Here is a 16,747-nt window from a genome sequence, read left to right as displayed (position 1 = left end):
CCTCAACGCGCTGCGCGGCGCTTGAGCAAGTAGCACACGCCGATGAACGCCAGCCACAGCGGGATGGCGTAGACCGACAGGTTGATACCCGGAATCTGCAGCATGACCACCAGAATCAGGCCGACAAAGGCCAGGCACAGGTAGTTGGAGAACGGGTACCACAGCGACTTGAAGCCGGGCTCAATGCCACGCGCCATCAGGCTCTTACGGAACTTGAGATGCGACAGGCTGATCATTGCCCAGTTGATCACCAGACTGGCCACCACCAGCGCCATGAGCATTTCCAGCGCCTGCTGCGGCGCCAGGTAGTTCACCACCACACACAGCAGCGTGATCAGCGCCGACACGCCGATGGCCAGAACCGGCACACCGCGCTTGTTCACCGTCATCAGCACCTTCGGCGCATCCCCCTGCTCGGCCAGGCCGAAGAGCATGCGGCTGTTGCAGTACACACCGCTGTTGTAGACCGACAGCGCCGCGGTCAGCACCACGAAGTTGAGGATATGCGCTGCCGTGTCACTGCCGATCAGCGAGAAGATCTGCACGAACGGACTGCCACTGTACGGATCGCCCGCTGCATTGAGGGTTTCCAGCAGCTTGTCCCACGGATAGAGCATCAGCAGTACACTCAGCGCACCGATGTAGAAGATCAGAATCCGCCAGATCACCTGATTGATGGCCTTGGGAATCACCTTCCTCGGCTCCTCGGCCTCGGCCGCGGTAATACCGACCAGCTCCAGACCACCAAAGCTGAACATGATGATCGCCAGCACCATCACCAGCCCCGTGAGGCCGTTGGGGAAGAAGCCGCCATGGGCCCACAGGTTGCTCACTGCCGCCTGCTCGCCACCGTTGCCGGAAACCAGCAGGTACAGACCAAGGATGATCATGCCGATGATGGCCACCACCTTGATCAGCGCAAACCAGAACTCGGTCTCACCGAAGACTTTGACGTTGAACAGGTTGATGGCATTGATCAGCACGAAGAAGGCCGCCGCGGTCGCCCAGGTCGGCACCTCCGGCCACCAGAACTGGATGTACTTGCCCACCGCGGTGAGTTCGGCCATGCCGACCAGCACATAGAGCACCCAGTAGTTCCAGCCGGAAAGAAAACCGGCGTAACCACCCCAGTACTGGTGCGCAAAGTGGCTGAACGAGCCGGCTACCGGCTCTTCGACAATCATTTCGCCCAGCTGGCGCATGATCAGAAAGGCGATGAAGCCGGCAATCGCGTAGCCGAGAATCATCGAAGGGCCGGCCGATTTCAGCACTCCGGCAGAGCCGAGGAACAGACCGGTGCCAATCGCACCACCAAGGGCGATCAGCTGGATATGACGGTTTTGCAGACCACGTTTGAGTTCGCCCGTGTGCATGGGTAGCTCCTGTAAGACCACTGCGTCAGGCTTCATTCGCCGACGCTGAAATGGCCGTTGCGCAGGATCGCCGCACACCGGCCACAACGAAAAACGGGAGCCGAAGCTCCCGTTTCTCTTCTCGCCTAGCTTAGCGCGGGAAAGCCGGCGGGTTGACCCCGGCCATGTCTTCCATCACGCGAACCACCTGGCAGCTGTAGCCAAACTCGTTGTCGTACCAGACGTACAGCACGACACGGTTGTCGTTGGCGATGGTGGCTTCGGCATCGACCACACCGGCGTGGCGGGAGCCGACGAAGTCGGTGGAGACCACTTCCTGCGAGTTGACGAAGTCGATCTGCTTCTGCAGATCCGAGTGCATGGCCATCTGGCGCAGGTACTCGTTGATCTCTTCGCGGGTGGTGGCCTTCTCCAGGTTCAGGTTGAGGATGGCCATGGAGACGTTCGGCGTCGGTACGCGAATGGCGTTGCCGGTCAGCTTGCCCTTCAGTACCGGCAGAGCCTTGGCAGCTGCAGTGGCGGCACCGGTCTCGGTGATCACCATGTTCAGCGCGGCGCTGCGGCCACGACGGCTGCCCTTGTGGAAGTTGTCGATCAGGTTCTGGTCGTTGGTGTACGAGTGAACGGTTTCGACGTGACCGTTGACGATGCCGTACTGGTCATTCACGGCTTTCAGCACCGGCACGATGGCGTTAGTGGTGCAGGAAGCGGCGGAGATGATCTTGTCATCAGCAGTGATGTCACCATGGTTGATGCCATGCACGATGTTCTTCAGCGCGCCCTTGCCCGGCGCGGTCAGCACCACGCGATCGATACCCGGGCAGGTCAGGTGCTGACCCAGGCCCTCGGCATCACGCCAGACACCGGTGTTGTCGACCAGCAGAGCATTGTTGATGCCGTACTGGGTGTAATCGATTTCCTTCGGGTCCTTGGCGTAGATCACCTGAATCAGGTTGCCGTTGGCAGTCAGGGTGTTGTTTTCCTCATCGATGGTGATGGTGCCATCGAACGGACCATGTACCGAGTCGCGACGCAGCAGGCTGGCACGCTTGACCAGGTCATTGCTGGCACCCTTGCGCACAACGATGGCACGCAGACGCAGGCCATCGCCGCCACCGGTTTTCTCGATCAGGATGCGCGCCAGCAGACGGCCGATACGACCGAAGCCATACAGGACCACGTCGGTGCCCTTGCGCTGATTGACGCCCTGCTGACCCGCTACGGTCGCCAGCTCGTCCTGGACGAACTGCTCGACGCTGCGGCCATTGCCTTCGGCCTTGAACTTGCTGGCCATCTTGCCCAGGTCCACGGAAGCGGCGCCCAGCTTGAGCTCGCTCATGGCCTTGAGAATCGGGAAGGTATCGTGGACCGACAGTTCGGCCTCGCCTTCGATGCGGTGACGGGCGAAACGATGGGCCTTGAGGATGGAGATCACCGAACGGTTGATCAGGCCACGGCCGTAGATCGAGGTCACCACATTGTTGTTGCGGTAGAGCTGACCGATCAGAGGAATCATGGCCTCAGCGAGGGCTTCACGATCGATCCATTCACCGAGACACTGGTCGGGCTTCTGAGTCACGGGCAATACCTTCCGATATGTAGGGGCTGAAAAAAGGGGCTACATTATGCCGGCCTCGCCCTGCCGGAGCAATGCACGACTGTCGCCGTTTGCCTGCTTACTTTCACGGGCACCTTAGCGCTCGCCTCCCGCCTACCCGCCTCGCTACAATCGACACCTTGTCATTTTGGGGCCGATGCCTGTGTCCGTACTGCACTTGCCGAAACTACCGGCTGCCGCCGGCAAACAGCTCTGGGGCAACCTGCCGGGAGCCGCCCAGGCGCTGGCCATTGCCGAAGCCGCCAGCGCGGCCCGCCGCTTTACCCTGTTGCTGACCGCCGACAGCCAGAGCGCCGAGCGCCTGCAGGAGGAGCTGTCGTTCTTTGCCCCGGAACTGCCCGTGCTGCACTTCCCGGACTGGGAAACCCTGCCCTACGACCAGTTTTCGCCGCATCAGGACATCATCTCCCAGCGCATCGCCACCCTCTATCGCCTGCCGCAGATCAAGCACGGCGTGCTGGTCGTGCCCATTGCCACCGCCCTGCACCGCCTGGCGCCGACCCGTTTCCTGCTTGGCTCCGGCCTGGTGCTGGATGTCGGCCAGAAGCTTGATGTCGAGGAAATGCGCGCACGTCTGGAAGCCGCCGGCTACCGCTGCGTCGACACCGTATACGAGCATGGCGAGTTCGCCGTGCGCGGCGCCCTGATCGATCTGTTCCCCATGGGCAGCGAGACGCCCTACCGCATCGATCTGTTCGACGACGAAATCGAGACCCTTCGCACCTTCGACCCCGAGACCCAGCGCTCGGTGGACAAGGTGGAGTCGATCCGCCTGCTGCCGGCTCGCGAGTTCCCGCTGGAGAAAAAGGCCGTTACCGATTTCCGCGGCCGCTTCCGCGAGCGTTTCGATGTGGATTTCCGCCGCTGCCCGATCTATCAGGACCTCGCCTCGGGCATCACTCCGGCCGGTATCGAGTACTACCTGCCGCTGTTCTTCGATGAAAGCGCCACGCTGTTCGACTACCTGCCGGCCGAGACCCAGGTGTTCTCCCTGCCTGGCATCGAACAGGCTGCCGAGCAGTTCTGGAGCGATGCCCGCAACCGCTATGAGGACCGCCGCTATGACCCCGAGCGGCCACTGCTGCCGCCTGCCGATATCTTCCTGCCGGTGGAGGACTGCTTCGCCCGTCTGAAACAGTGGTCACGTGTGGTGGTCAGCCAGGAAGACGTCGAGGTCGGCGTCGGCCGCGAACGCTTCAATGCCCAGGCGCTGCCGGAGCTGGCCATCCAGGCCAAGGCCAGCGAGCCACTGGCGGCACTGCGCCGCTTTATCGAGGGTTATCCGGGCCGCGTGCTGTTCTGCGCCGAATCGGCCGGGCGCCGCGAGGTGCTGCTGGAGCTGCTCGCGCGCCTCAAGCTCAAGCCGCTGGAAGTGGCCAACTGGCATGAATTCACCGCCAGCCGTGAGCGCCTGGCCATCTGCATCGCCCCGCTGGACGAAGGCCTGCTGCTCGACCAGATCACCCTGATCGCCGAGAGCCCGCTGTTCGGCCAGCGCGTGATGCAGCGCCGCCGCCGCGAGAAGTCGCGCGACGGCGGCGACAACGTGATCAAGAACCTCACCGAGCTGCGCGAAGGCGCGCCGGTGGTGCATATCGACCATGGCGTCGGCCGCTATCTGGGACTGGTGACCATGGAGTTCGACGGCCAGGCCGCCGAATTCCTCGCCCTGATGTATGCCGAGGAAGCCAAGCTATACGTGCCGGTCTCCAGCCTGCACCTGATCGCCCGCTACACCGGCAACGACGACGCCCTTGCACCGCTGCACCGACTGGGTTCGGAGACCTGGCAGAAGGCCAAGCGCAAGGCCGCCGAGCAGGTACGTGATGTCGCCGCTGAACTCCTCGATATCTATGCCCGCCGCGCGGCACGCGAAGGCTATGCCTTCAAGGATCCGGCAGCCGACTACGCCACCTTCAGCGCCGGCTTCCCCTTCGAGGAAACCCCGGACCAGCAGGCGGCCATCGACGCGGTGCGCAGCGACATGCTGGCCGGCAAGCCGATGGACCGACTGGTGTGCGGCGACGTGGGCTTCGGCAAGACCGAGGTAGCCATGCGCGCCGCCTTTATCGCCGTGCACAGCGGCCGGCAGGTGGCCGTGCTGGTGCCCACCACCCTGCTCGCCCAGCAGCACTACAACAGCTTCCGCGACCGTTTCGCCGACTGGCCGGTGACGGTCGAGGTGATGAGCCGCTTCAAGTCGGCCAAGGAAGTCAACGAAGCCGTGGCCAGACTGGCCGAGGGCAAGATCGACATCATCATCGGCACCCACAAGCTCCTGCAGGACGACGTGAAGTTCAACAACCTCGGCCTGGTGATCATCGACGAGGAACACCGTTTCGGCGTTCGCCAGAAGGAGCAGCTCAAGGCGCTGCGCAGCGAAGTGGACATACTAACCCTCACCGCCACGCCGATTCCGCGCACACTGAACATGGCCGTATCAGGCATGCGCGACCTGTCGATCATCGCCACGCCGCCGGCACGCCGGTTGTCGGTGCGCACCTTCGTCATGGAGCAGAACGAGCCGACCATCAAGGAAGCACTGCTGCGTGAGCTGCTGCGCGGTGGTCAGGTGTACTACCTGCACAACGATGTAAAGACCATCGAGAAGTGCGCCGCCGATCTGGCTGCACTGGTACCCGAAGCACGCATTGCCATCGGCCACGGGCAGATGAACGAGCGCGAACTGGAACGGGTGATGAGCGACTTCTACCACAAGCGCTTCAATGTCCTGGTGGCCTCGACCATCATCGAGACCGGTATCGACGTACCCAGCGCCAACACCATCCTCATCGAGCGTGCCGACAAGTTCGGTCTGGCCCAGCTGCACCAGCTGCGCGGCCGCGTGGGCCGCAGCCACCACCAGGCTTACGCCTACCTGCTGACACCACCACGCAAGGGCATGACCGAAGATGCGCAGAAGCGCCTGGAGGCCATCGCCAACGCCCAGGACCTGGGAGCCGGTTTCGTTCTGGCCACCCACGATCTGGAAATCCGCGGCGCCGGCGAGCTGCTCGGCGACGGTCAGAGCGGACAGATCCAGGCCGTCGGCTTTACCCTGTACATGGAAATGCTCGAACGCGCGGTGAAAGCCATCCGCAAAGGCGAACAACCGAACCTGGAGCAGCCACTGGGCGGTGGCCCAGAGGTCAACCTGCGGGTGCCGGCACTGATCCCCGATGATTACCTGCCCGATGTGCATGCCCGCCTGATCCTCTACAAGCGCATTGCCTCGGCCATCGATGAAGACGGCCTGAAGGAGCTGCAGGTGGAGATGATCGACCGCTTTGGCCTGCTGCCAGACGCCACCAAGAATCTGGTGCGCCTGACCCTGCTCAAGCTGCAGGCGGAAAAGCTCGGCATCCGCAAAGTCGATGCCGGCCCGCAAGGCGGCCGCATCGAGTTTGCCGCCAATACCTGCGTCGATCCGCTGACGCTGATCAAGCTGATCCAGAGCCAGCCCAACCGCTACAAATTCGAAGGTGCCACCGTCTTCAAATTCCAGGTGCCGATGGAGCGCCCGGAAGAACGATTCAATACCCTGGAGGCGTTGTTCGAGCGCCTGACTCCCTCTCAGTAAAGGACTGCCCCATGCGTCGTACCCCTTTTCTCGCCGCCCTGCTGCTGAGCCTCCTCGCCCCCCTGGCCTGGGCCGACCGCCTGTATCAGGTCGAGGTGATTGTCTTCCGCCAGGCCGGCGAACCACTGCCAGCCAGCCAGCCGGCTCCTGACGACTGGGCGGCCGACAGCCAGAGCATCGACGGTTTTGCCCAGCAACCACTGGCCCTGCAGGGCGAAGCCGCCAAGCTGACGCCCGCCAACGGTTATGAAGTGCTGCTGCATAAGAGCTGGAGCCAGAACGTTGGCATCAACCCGAGCCGCGTGGCGCTGAGCAACGGTGAGCCGCAACTGGGCCACTACCCAGTCGAAGGCACGCTGACCCTGCAGCAGAACGAAGTGCTCAATCTGGATGCCAGCTTCTGGGCCAATCAGTTCGACGCCGATGGCCTGCTGACCGCAAGCGAGCACCTGCAGCAGAGCACACGCCTGAAGGAAGGCACGCTGACCTATCTGGATCACCGCAGTCTGGGTGTGCTGCTGCGCGTCAGCCCGCTATAACCCCCTGTCGCGGCGCGCTCCGAGCCAGAGCGCGCCTTGCGACTAACAGACTCTGTTGGCCGGCCGAAACTCCTGAGTCGCCTGCAAGCCAGCCGCCCGCGCCCAGTTGAGCGCCTCCAGACGATTGCGTACACCCACCTTGCGGAACAGGTTATACAGGTGGCGCTTGACAGTGCTCTCCTCCACCCCAAGGCGCGCGGCGATCTCGCGATTGTTCTCGGCCACCAGCAAACCGCGCAGCACCTGCCACTCGCGGCGTGTCAGTGCCGGAAGCACCGTTTCCTGTGACGTGTGGCGGGCCCGCTGACGCCGGAAAGCCTCGGCCAGAATCGCCCTGGGCATCCACAACTCACCCTGCGCAATCAGATCCAGTGCCTGCAAAATGCGGGATGGCGCCTCCCTGCCCGAAAGCAGACCACAGACGCCAGCATTGAAAAACAGGAAGTCGTCGCGAAAAGGCTCCTGAGCATTGATCAACAGCCAGCGACCGCGTGCCAGCAGGCACTCAATAGGCAATGACAGACCAGGCCCCTGTTCAAGAATGCGCAGATCAAGCAAGCCAAGACTGTCGGCGGACATCTCGGACAGAAGCGTTTCGGCGCCGCTACGCAGCGAATAGCCATTGAGGCTCAGAAAATCTTGCAGATGGGCAGCAGCAGAATCGTGAGGAGCCAGAAAAAACAACGTCCGCCGGGTCGACGGCATTGAGTGGTCCCCGCCCACACCCGCCGCTTTTAAACCTTCCATTGCACCTCAGCTCCCTCAGCCCGACCTGCTGCCTGGTGCGCATGATAACCAAAGGGCCGGGGGCAGCCTGAGATTTCCCTGCACAGTGTCGAACAGTTCATGCACGACGCATCAGACCAGTCATGACCTAGAGGTCATGCCAGACCACCACCCAGCACCAGAAAGGCCGCTTCGCCGCGGTTGGCGGCACCGACCTTGCGCAGCAGGTTGTGCACATGACTCTTGATAGTGTGCGGACTTAGGCAGAGTTGCTCGGCGATCTGTGAATTGGGCAGCCCTTTGCGCACCAGTTCAAGAATCTCCCGCTCACGCGAAGTCAGGCGAACCTTTATCTCGGCAGGCTCATGCCGCCTGCGCAGCTGCTGCAACAACACCTCGGTCAGACCACGCGGCAACCAGTCGCCACCCTGCAGGAGCGTATCGACCCCGCGCAGGAACTGTTCACGCGGGCAACTGCTGACAAACACGCCCTTGATCCACGGATACTGCTCAACCAGAGGCTGCGCCTGTTCCTGGGTGACGTTGACCAGCGCCACAGGCCCTTTACCATAAAGATCGGCAAACACCCGAGGCAACTCATTGACCGTGAAGCTCTGCACATCGAGAAGCCACAACCCAGACTTCGACTGGCCCGCCTCTCCACCCATGTGCAGGGTCAGAGCCGGCTGCTGCTCGATGTAGTGCCGAAATAGCTGCGCCAACAGCTCATTGCCACTAAGCAGCACAAGATCTGCGGCCAATGGCGTCGTGAACGGTGGTGAAACGCTGATGCCCATCCAAGTTCTCCTCCATGCTGAACTCCGGGGCCACCCTAACTAATTAATACCGATAATAAAAATTACCGTTTCAGCTAAGAAACCCACCTGCAGGGCAACCAAGCAGCAACAACTGCAACCTTGGTTGTAGATTGCGCAGCAATCTCCCACCCAGCCTGGAACAAGCGCTCTAGAGCGTCGCGAGCAAAACCGCCAAAACGCGGCGTACCCGCCCCATGCCACGCCCGAGTTCGGACTCGATATCCGACATGCTGATCAGCTCGGTGGATTTACCCGCCGCAGGATTAACCACCAGCGCCAGGCAGGCATAAGGCATTTCCAGCTCACGCGCCAGAGCGGCCTCGGGCATGCCGGTCATGCCGACGATGTCACAGCCGTCGCGTTCCAGTCGGACAATCTCCGCGGCTGTCTCCAGGCGCGGCCCCTGCGTACAGGCATACACGCCACACTCGGAAAATACCTCACCGCAGTCACGCAGCGCCTGACAGAGTCGCTCCCGCAGGGACGCGTCATAGGGATGACTGAAATCGACATGGGTGACATGCTCAAGCTCACCCTCGAAAAAGGTGCTGGCCCGACCCCAGGTGTAATCGATCAGTTGGTGGGGTACGCACAGATGCCCAGCCCCCATGGCCGGATGAATCCCGCCCACCGCATTGACGGCAATCACCGCATGGGCACCGGCCTCTCGCAGAGCCCACAAATTGGCCCGGTAATTCACTTGGTGCGGGGGAATCCGGTGAGGATGGCCATGACGCGCCAGAAAGAGAACGTCGCGACCCGCATAGCGGCCTTTGAGCAACGGCGCCGAAGGAGCCCCATAAGGCGTCGACACCACGAGGGAATCGCTGAGCTCAAGCCCATCCAGTTCAGTCAGGCCCGAACCACCAATCAGTGCGATCACTGGCATTCCCTCAATTCAGCAACTGAGCGCTACGCAAGGCAACCACTGCGGCTTGCCAGCGTGGCGACTGTTGATAGTCAACTCCCGGAAACTGCCGGCGACGCATCCGAGCCAGCCCGGCCGCCGGCGTCACCTTGAGCTGCTGCAGACGAACCAGAGCCAGCTCGGCAGCCGCACGGTCGTTGCACACCAGCCCCATGTCGCAGCCCGCCACCAGCGCCGCCTCAATGCGCGCAGCGGCATCACCGGCAACATGAGCACCGGCCATGGACAGGTCGTCGCTGAAAATCACGCCGGTAAATCCCAGCTGACCACGCAGTTCACCCTGCAACCAGCGCGAGGAGAAACCAGCCGGCTGCTCATCGACCTGCGGGTAGATGACATGCGCCGGCATCACCGCATCCAGCTTGGTACTCAACAGCGAAAACGCCTGCATATCCGTCTGGCGAATCGCCTCCAGACTGCGCTCATCACGCGGAATGGCCACATGCGAATCGGCATCCGCCCAACCATGACCGGGGAAGTGCTTGCCGCAAGCGGCCATCCCGGCCTCATGCAGGCCATCGATGAAAGCACCAGCCAGCTGCGCGATCTGCGCCGCATTGTCGGCAAAAGCCCGCGAAGCAATCACCGTGTTGCGGCCATAGTCGACATCCAGCACCGGCGCAAAGCTTAGATCCAGGCCACAGGCCAGCATCTCGGTCGCCATCAGCCAGGCACATTCGCGCGCCAGCGCCGCGGCGTCGGCACAGCGACCCAGATCACGCATGGCCGGCAGACGCACCACACCACGCCGCAGCCGCTGCACACGGCCGCCTTCCTGATCGATGGCCAGCAACAGATCCGGTCGGACACGCCTGACCGCCGTGCACAGCTCGCGCACCTGGCGCGGATGCTCGACGTTACGCCCAAACAAAATCAGACCGCCCACCTGCGGGGCACGCAACAACTGGCGATCCCCAGCCGTCAGGCAGGTGCCGGCAATATCCAGCATCAGCGAACCATGCATACCATCATTCCTGTCAAAACATGGAGGCGAGCTCGGCGTGCCGGGCCTCGCCGATCAAAACCCGGCAATGCGCGGGAACCTGCTCAAAAAGCTCAAGGACATCGGCATTGCGCATGCGGATACAGCCATGGGATTCGGGCTGCGACATCGGCTCGCAATCCGGTGTGCCGTGGATGTAGATATAGCGCTGGAAGGTGTCACAAGCGCCCAGCCGGTTGCGCCCCGGCTCAAGGCCCGAGAGCCAGAGGATGCGGGTGAGTATCCAGTCACGACCGGGAAACTGTTGGTGCAGCTCTGCTGTCCAGACCTCTCCAGTCCAGCGGCGGCTGCGCAGCACTGCCCCGAGCGCAAGCCCAGCACCGATCTTTGCACGAACCTGGTGCCACCCCCGCGGGGTGCAACCCGAACCCGAAGCCTCCCCAGGACCGTTTTTGGCCGTGGAAATGGCATAGGAACGCAACAGCTGCTTGCCGTTATAGACGTATAAGCGCTGCTCAGCGAGGCTGATCAGGAGAAGGTCGGGGATCTGCATGGGGCGCTAGCTTAACGCAACCGCCAGTGCCCTGCAGCGTGATCAGGCTTTGACAGGCGCCTTGCTGCGCGGGCGTAGTTGCGCATTGATCAGCGCCGGCTCAGTCAGCCCGGTCTCGGCCCGCATCCCGGCAGCAAGGAACGGCACCATCAGACGCATTACCTGCTCGATCGAGGTGTTAACGCCGAAATCGGCTTCCGACATGGCCCGCAGGGCCTTGATACCAGACATGCTGAATGCCGCAGCCCCCAGCATGAAATGCACGCGCCAGAACAACTCAAGCGGCGGCACCTTCGGTGCAGCCTCATTGACTAACAGCATGTAGCGACGGAAGACCTTGCCGTAGACTTCTTCCAGATACTTGCGCAGGTGCCCCTGGCTCTGACTGAAAGCCAGACCGAGCAAACGCATGAAGATGGCCAGATCGTTGCCGCTGCGCGGCTTGACTGCCAGAGCCTGGGCCACCAGCAACTCCAGCAGCTCTTCCAGATTAGCCGCCTGCTCAGGCTTGCCCTGACGACGGTCGAGCTCACGCTCAAGACTCTGACAGAACGGCCCGAGGAAGCGGGAAAACACCGCTTGAATCAGCGCTTTCTTGGAGCCGAAGTGATAATTGACGGCAGCGAGATTGACCCCCGCCTTGCTGGTGATCAGACGCAACGAGGTTTCGGCAAAACCCTTCTCGGCAAACAACTGTTCTGCCGCATCAAGAATCCGTTCAACTGTTTCCGACTGCGCCATGGACCACCCACCTGACAAACACTTGTTTGAAACATACGTTTCAGCCCGAGACTCTGTCAAGTCACGCTCGAAATAAATGACGCAACGGTCACTTTCATAAGATCAGCAGACTAGCACGCACAAAAAAGCATGCCCGAGACTGAAAACAAACAACAGTTGCCAAGCCATAAATCACTGTATATATTCACAGCAACTGTATAAAAAAACAGAGAAAGCCATGCTGAAGCTCACCCCACGCCAGTCCGAAATCCTCGACTTCATCAAGCAATGCCTCGAAGACAACGGCTTTCCACCGACTCGCGCGGAAATTGCGCAACAGCTCGGCTTCAAGTCACCCAATGCCGCCGAAGAGCACCTCAAAGCCCTGGCGCGCAAAGGGGCGATTGAAATGACCCCCGGCGCCTCACGGGGTATCCGCATTCCAGGCTTCGAGCCTCACAGCCAGGAAGAGGATGGACTCCCTGTCATTGGCCGCGTAGCGGCTGGTGCGCCAATCCTGGCACAGCAGAATGTTGAGGAATCGTGCCGCATCAACCCGGACTTTTTCCACCCCAAAGCCGACTATTTGCTGCGCGTACGCGGCATGAGCATGAAGGACATCGGCATTCTCGATGGCGATCTGCTCGCTGTACATGCCACCCGCGAAGCCCGCAATGGACAGATCGTCGTAGCGCGCATCAATGAAGAAGTCACGGTCAAACGCTTCAAGCGCGAAGGCAATCACGTCTGGCTGATCGCCGAAAACCCTGAGTTCGCCCCTATCGAGATCAATCTCGAAGAGCAGGAACTGATCATTGAAGGCTTGAGTGTCGGCGTCATTCGCCGCTAACGGAGGCTGTATGCAGTACTCGCAATCGCTGACCCATCGCCCTCAACTGTCACTTTTTCAAGAAGCCCTGTTCAGCTCCAGCGTCGCGCCGTCACTGGCCGAGCCTGTAACAGCCGGCAGCGATACCTTCAGCTCCCAGCACATCAGCGAACTGCAACTGAACGCCAGCGCCAGCAACTACCAACTGCTATTGGCGCCCATCCTGCGAGAGCTCAGCAGCAATAGCGGTAATCGCTGGATAACCCTGATCGCTCCGCCAGGCAGCCTCAATCAGGAATGGCTACGCCAGGCCAGACTCAACCGCGAACGCATCCTCGTATTGCAACCCAGAGGAACCCAAAGCGCACTGGAGCTGACCTGTCAGGCCCTCAGCCTTGGTCGCAGTCATACTGTGGTTTGCTGGCTAAACGAGATTGGCAATACCGCGCGTCAGGCTCTTGAAGCAGCCACCCGCGAAGGCCATACGCAACTGTTGAATATCCGCTGCGTCTGAAGCGCAGCTCAGTGCAGTACGCGTGAGCTGCTGTCGTGATCATCACGATCCAACTCACCATCGGCCAGACGGCCGGCCATCTGCACACCGACATTGAGCATGGCCTTGGCCACTTCGACATGATGGCCCTGCATGAAGGCGCGAGCGTCGGCGGAGAAATCGAGGGTAACCAGGGCTTCTTCATCGTCCGCCCGGCGCAGAATGATGCGCCCATCGGGCAGTTCGACGATTTCGAGAAAGGAAGTGGGCATTAAGGTGTCTCCAAGCAAGTCGGCCATTGTAACAGTCGACATGCCCGGAGCCCTAGGGTCTGCCGTCGCCTCGTCAGGGCTCCAGCCGGGAGTCACTACAAGTGCGCGGCCAAAACCCGAGTCTTTACCACTCGCTCAGTGTGCTGCGAAAGCGCAGGGCCAGTTCCTTGAGCTGTTGCCGACAGAACTCCAGTTCATCCGCTGAAACCGGCTGAACCTCGTCCTCCAGAGTCACTGCCGTGATCAGGGGCAGGGTCACATCCGGCTTGGCCTGAACAGCTTCCCGCGGTGGCAGAAACAGCGCGTGATAGCTGCTCAGCAGCTTGGCCAGCCAGGTTTCGGACTGCTGAGCCAGCTCAACCAGCTCAGCCATCTCAGGGCTGGGCGATGCCGCCAGACGCTCAGTGCTGAGCAGTTGCTCCACAGTGCCGGCGTCGGCCTGAGGCAGGCGGTAATAGCCGGCAATTTCGTGGCACAGGCCCAGCAGCGCACCGTACAGATGAAACAGGCAGGCCTCCCGCTCGGCCTGTACCTGCGCCTGCCAGTTCATGGCTTTCCCCGCCTCGGCCTTGCGCCAGAAATCCAGGGATACGCCTGCAAAGTACAATTTCTGATTCGTGCGGGTGTAACGCTCATTGGCCATAACCAAACCTCCTGCCTTACCTCAGCACCGTCTCAGCGCTTGTCTTCAACCTGCCACTTCCCATCGGCATAGAAGGCGCGCCAGCCGCTCGGCTTGCCATCTATCTCCGACTGCACGTACTGCTCCTTACTCTTGCGACTGAACCGGATCACCGCAGGGCGGCCATCCGGATCTTTTTGCGGCGCCTTGAGCAGGAACTGATACTTCGGATCCAGCTCTTCAGCGTGGGGAAGCAACTCCAGCACCAGAGGCGCGCGGGTCTCACGATTCTTGGGGAACTGGCTGGCGGCAAGGAAGAGACCGGAAGCACCATCGCGCAGTACGTAAACGTCGTCCACCTTCTCGCAGCGCAGCTCCGGCATCTTGATCGGGTCGCACTTGGGTGGCGCCGCCTCACCGTTTCTGAGGAGTTTGCGGGTGTTCTTGCATTCGGCATTGGTGCATCCGAAGAACTTGCCGAAGCGGCCGGTTTTCAGTTGCATCTCGCTGCCGCACTTGTCGCATTCCAGGCTAGGACCTTCGTAGCCCTTGATGCGGTATTGGCCCTGCTCGATCTCGTAGCCCGAACAGTCCGGATTATTGCCACAGATATGCAACTTGCGGGTTTCATCAAGCAGGTAGGCATCCATGGCGGTCGAGCAGATTGGACAGCGGTGCTTGTTCAGCAGCACCAGCGACTCGGACTCACCTTCGTCATCGGCGGCAATCTCGCCACCGGGGATCAGATTGATGGTGGCCTTGCAACGCTCCTTCGGCGGCAGCGCGTAGCCAGAGCAGCCCAGGAATACGCCCGTGGAAGCGGTGCGAATCATCATCGGCCGGCCACAGTCGCGGCAGGCGATATCGGTCAGGGTCGGCTGATTGGCACGCATGCCGCCGTCAGCCACTTCCGCCACTTCAAGCTTTTTCTTGAAGTCGCCATAGAACTCATCGAGCAGGTGCTTCCAGTCACGTTGCCCCTGAGCCACATCGTCCAGATGCTCTTCCATGCCCGCCGTGAACCCGTAGTCCATCAGGTTGGCAAAGCTCTCGTTAAGGCGCTCGGTGACGATGTCGCCCATTTTCTCGGCATAGAAGCGGCGGTTCTGAACCGCCACATAGCCACGCTCCTGAATGGTCGAGATGATGGCTGCATAGGTGGATGGACGACCGATCCCCCGCTTCTCCAGCTCCTTGACCAGACTCGCTTCGGAGAAGCGCGCCGGCGGCTTGGTGAAGTGCTGGCTGGGATCGAGCTTGATCAGTTTCAGCGCCTCGCCTTCATTCATGTCCGGCAGCACATCGTCTTCACCCGGCTTGCTCTGCTGCGGCTGGGCCTTGGTATAACCGTCGAACTTGAGGATGCGCCCCTTGGCGCGCAGCTCGAAGTCGCCAGCAGCCACGGTAACGCTGGTCGACAGGTATTCGGCAGGCGGCATCTGGCAGGCAACGAACTGACGCCAGATCAGCTCGTAAAGGCGTTCTGCATCACGCTCCATGCCGGACAGCTGGGTCGGCCGCAGATTGACATCGGAGGGGCGAATCGCCTCGTGAGCCTCCTGAGCGCCCTCCTTGCTCGAATAGACATTCGGCTTGGCCGGCAGGTACTTCTTGCCGTACTCGCTCTCGATGAATCCACGCACCATCTCAACGGCATCGGCCGAGAGGTTGGTCGAGTCGGTACGCATATACGTGATGTAGCCGGCCTCGTAGAGACGCTGGGCCATCATCATGGTCTTCTTCACCCCGAAGCCGAGACGGTTGCTCGCTGCCTGCTGCAGGGTCGATGTAATGTAAGGTGCAGAGGGTTTGCTGCTGGTCGGCCGGTCTTCACGCTTGGCGATGCTGTAGGCAGAAGACTTGAGCTGTTCAAGAGCGGCCATGGCCTGGGTCTGATTGACCGGCTTGAACGCTTCGCCCTTCTCACGGACCACCTCGAAACGCACATTGGCGTTCTTGGCAGTGGCAAGGTCAGCATGTACTTCCCAGTACTCTTCCGGAACAAAGACACGGATTTCCTTCTCGCGCTCGACCACCAGTTTCACTGCGACCGACTGCACGCGTCCGGCAGAAAGTCCGCGGGCGATCTTGGCCCACAGCAGCGGCGAAACCATGTAGCCCACCACGCGATCGAGGAAGCGGCGCGCCTGCTGGGCATTGACCCGGTTGATATCCAGCTCGCCGGGGGCGGAAAAGGCCTCCTGGATGGCCTTCTTGGTAATCTCGTTGAACACCACCCGCTTGTAGCGGCTGTCGTCACCGCCGATGGCCTCGCGCAGGTGCCAGGCGATGGCTTCCCCTTCGCGATCCAAGTCGGTTGCGAGATAGATGGTGTCGGCATCTTTGGCCAAACGACGCAGTTCTTCGATCACCTTCTCCTTACCGGGAAGGATCTCGTACTTGGCCTTCCAGCCATGCTCAGGATCGACGCCCATGCGTGCAACCAGCTGGCGCCTGGCTTTCTCCTTGGGCGACAGCGCAGGAGTTTCGGCAGCCGCAGCTTTGCCACGCTTGACCGGTTCCTTGGCTCCGCCACTGGTGGGCAGGTCACGGATATGGCCGATGCTCGACTTCACCACGTACTGGTTGCCCAGGTACTTGTTGATCGTCTTGGCCTTGGCCGGGGATTCCACGATGACCAGCGATTTGCCCATGGATCGGAAAATTCCTGAATGCAATAAAAAGAAAGAAGGCGGGAGCCGTCTACAGCGGCACCGCTATATATAGTGGCCA

General features: G+C 61.2%; 15 protein-coding genes. 4 read left to right on the top strand and 11 right to left on the bottom strand.

Annotation, left to right across the window (positions count from 1 at the left end; all coding sequences use genetic code 11):
- Positions 1 to 2: 2 nt before the first annotated feature.
- Positions 3 to 1,373, bottom strand: a complete 1,371-nt coding sequence (locus CK486_RS03750) for an amino acid permease (RefSeq protein WP_095938927.1) — start codon at positions 1,371 to 1,373, stop codon at positions 3 to 5.
- Between the two features lie 130 nt (positions 1,374 to 1,503).
- On the bottom strand, positions 1,504 to 2,952 hold the full coding sequence (locus tag CK486_RS03745) for a glyceraldehyde-3-phosphate dehydrogenase (protein ID WP_095938926.1): 1,449 nt from the start codon (positions 2,950 to 2,952) through the stop codon (positions 1,504 to 1,506).
- A 181-nt stretch (positions 2,953 to 3,133) separates the two neighbouring features.
- Between CK486_RS03745 and mfd the strand changes: the two genes are divergently transcribed.
- Together mfd and CK486_RS03735 are read left to right on the top strand one after the other, a co-directional pair.
- Entirely contained in the window at positions 3,134 to 6,571 is a 3,438-nt protein-coding gene (mfd, locus tag CK486_RS03740; protein WP_095939053.1) for a transcription-repair coupling factor, read from the top strand.
- 11 nt (positions 6,572 to 6,582) lie between these two features.
- Positions 6,583 to 7,110 (top strand): CsiV family protein, encoded by a 528-nt coding sequence (locus CK486_RS03735; protein WP_095938925.1) that lies wholly within the window; start codon positions 6,583 to 6,585, stop codon positions 7,108 to 7,110.
- A 42-nt stretch (positions 7,111 to 7,152) separates the two neighbouring features.
- Here the strand turns inward: CK486_RS03735 and CK486_RS03730 are convergent, their stop codons facing one another.
- The 6 genes from CK486_RS03730 to CK486_RS03705 form a co-directional block, all read right to left on the bottom strand.
- Positions 7,153 to 7,815, bottom strand: a complete 663-nt coding sequence (locus CK486_RS03730) for a response regulator transcription factor (protein WP_176481635.1) — start codon at positions 7,813 to 7,815, stop codon at positions 7,153 to 7,155.
- 176 nt (positions 7,816 to 7,991) lie between these two features.
- Complete coding sequence (locus CK486_RS03725; protein WP_256574348.1) at positions 7,992 to 8,633, bottom strand: helix-turn-helix transcriptional regulator; 642 nt, start codon at positions 8,631 to 8,633, stop codon at positions 7,992 to 7,994.
- 169 nt (positions 8,634 to 8,802) lie between these two features.
- Positions 8,803 to 9,543 (bottom strand): S-methyl-5'-thioinosine phosphorylase, encoded by a 741-nt coding sequence (locus tag CK486_RS03720; protein ID WP_095938923.1) that lies wholly within the window; start codon positions 9,541 to 9,543, stop codon positions 8,803 to 8,805.
- 4 nt (positions 9,544 to 9,547) lie between these two features.
- Entirely contained in the window at positions 9,548 to 10,546 is a 999-nt protein-coding gene (nagZ, locus tag CK486_RS03715; RefSeq protein ID WP_095938922.1) for a beta-N-acetylhexosaminidase, read from the bottom strand.
- 13 nt (positions 10,547 to 10,559) lie between these two features.
- Entirely contained in the window at positions 10,560 to 11,078 is a 519-nt protein-coding gene (locus tag CK486_RS03710) for a L,D-transpeptidase (protein ID WP_095938921.1), read from the bottom strand.
- A 42-nt stretch (positions 11,079 to 11,120) separates the two neighbouring features.
- Positions 11,121 to 11,819, bottom strand: a complete 699-nt coding sequence (locus tag CK486_RS03705; protein ID WP_095938920.1) for a TetR/AcrR family transcriptional regulator — start codon at positions 11,817 to 11,819, stop codon at positions 11,121 to 11,123.
- A gap of 217 nt (positions 11,820 to 12,036) precedes the next feature.
- On the opposite strand from CK486_RS03705, the gene lexA reads away from it, so the two are divergent.
- Both lexA and sulA read left to right on the top strand, forming a co-directional pair.
- The gene (lexA, locus tag CK486_RS03700) at positions 12,037 to 12,648 is read left to right on the top strand and encodes a transcriptional repressor LexA (protein ID WP_095938919.1); all 612 of its coding nucleotides are present in this window, start codon (positions 12,037 to 12,039) and stop codon (positions 12,646 to 12,648) included.
- A gap of 10 nt (positions 12,649 to 12,658) precedes the next feature.
- Positions 12,659 to 13,141, top strand: a complete 483-nt coding sequence (gene sulA, locus CK486_RS03695) for an SOS-induced cell division inhibitor SulA (protein ID WP_095938918.1) — start codon at positions 12,659 to 12,661, stop codon at positions 13,139 to 13,141.
- Between the two features lie 8 nt (positions 13,142 to 13,149).
- Here the strand turns inward: sulA and CK486_RS03690 are convergent, their stop codons facing one another.
- From CK486_RS03690 to topA, 3 genes are all read right to left on the bottom strand, one after another.
- A complete protein-coding gene (locus CK486_RS03690; RefSeq protein WP_095938917.1) occupies positions 13,150 to 13,392 on the bottom strand; it encodes a hypothetical protein in 243 nt (80 codons plus the stop codon).
- A 124-nt stretch (positions 13,393 to 13,516) separates the two neighbouring features.
- On the bottom strand, positions 13,517 to 14,035 hold the full coding sequence (locus CK486_RS03685) for a DUF6586 family protein (protein WP_095938916.1): 519 nt from the start codon (positions 14,033 to 14,035) through the stop codon (positions 13,517 to 13,519).
- A gap of 32 nt (positions 14,036 to 14,067) precedes the next feature.
- Entirely contained in the window at positions 14,068 to 16,668 is a 2,601-nt protein-coding gene (gene topA / locus CK486_RS03680) for a type I DNA topoisomerase (protein WP_095938915.1), read from the bottom strand.
- Positions 16,669 to 16,747: the final 79 nt, after the last annotated feature.

Origin of the sequence: Pseudomonas sp. HAR-UPW-AIA-41 (assembly GCF_002304225.1) — a bacterium.
In the GTDB taxonomy this organism is placed as follows: domain Bacteria; phylum Pseudomonadota; class Gammaproteobacteria; order Pseudomonadales; family Pseudomonadaceae; genus Aquipseudomonas.
This window is presented reverse-complemented; position numbering and strand designations above follow the sequence as displayed.

Coding starts and splice junctions, on each gene's coding strand:
- CK486_RS03750 (WP_095938927.1), bottom strand. CDS start 1,373: ATGCACACGGGCGAACTCAAACGTGGTCTGCAAAACCGTCATATCCAG.
- sulA (WP_095938918.1), top strand. CDS start 12,659: ATGCAGTACTCGCAATCGCTGACCCATCGCCCTCAACTGTCACTTTTT.
- CK486_RS03710 (WP_095938921.1), bottom strand. CDS start 11,078: ATGCAGATCCCCGACCTTCTCCTGATCAGCCTCGCTGAGCAGCGCTTA.
- CK486_RS03730 (WP_176481635.1), bottom strand. CDS start 7,815: ATGCCGTCGACCCGGCGGACGTTGTTTTTTCTGGCTCCTCACGATTCT.
- lexA (WP_095938919.1), top strand. CDS start 12,037: ATGCTGAAGCTCACCCCACGCCAGTCCGAAATCCTCGACTTCATCAAG.
- CK486_RS03685 (WP_095938916.1), bottom strand. CDS start 14,035: ATGGCCAATGAGCGTTACACCCGCACGAATCAGAAATTGTACTTTGCA.
- CK486_RS03705 (WP_095938920.1), bottom strand. CDS start 11,819: ATGGCGCAGTCGGAAACAGTTGAACGGATTCTTGATGCGGCAGAACAG.
- CK486_RS03725 (WP_256574348.1), bottom strand. CDS start 8,633: ATGGGCATCAGCGTTTCACCACCGTTCACGACGCCATTGGCCGCAGAT.
- CK486_RS03690 (WP_095938917.1), bottom strand. CDS start 13,392: ATGCCCACTTCCTTTCTCGAAATCGTCGAACTGCCCGATGGGCGCATC.
- CK486_RS03735 (WP_095938925.1), top strand. CDS start 6,583: ATGCGTCGTACCCCTTTTCTCGCCGCCCTGCTGCTGAGCCTCCTCGCC.
- nagZ (WP_095938922.1), bottom strand. CDS start 10,546: ATGCATGGTTCGCTGATGCTGGATATTGCCGGCACCTGCCTGACGGCT.
- topA (WP_095938915.1), bottom strand. CDS start 16,668: ATGGGCAAATCGCTGGTCATCGTGGAATCCCCGGCCAAGGCCAAGACG.
- CK486_RS03720 (WP_095938923.1), bottom strand. CDS start 9,543: ATGCCAGTGATCGCACTGATTGGTGGTTCGGGCCTGACTGAACTGGAT.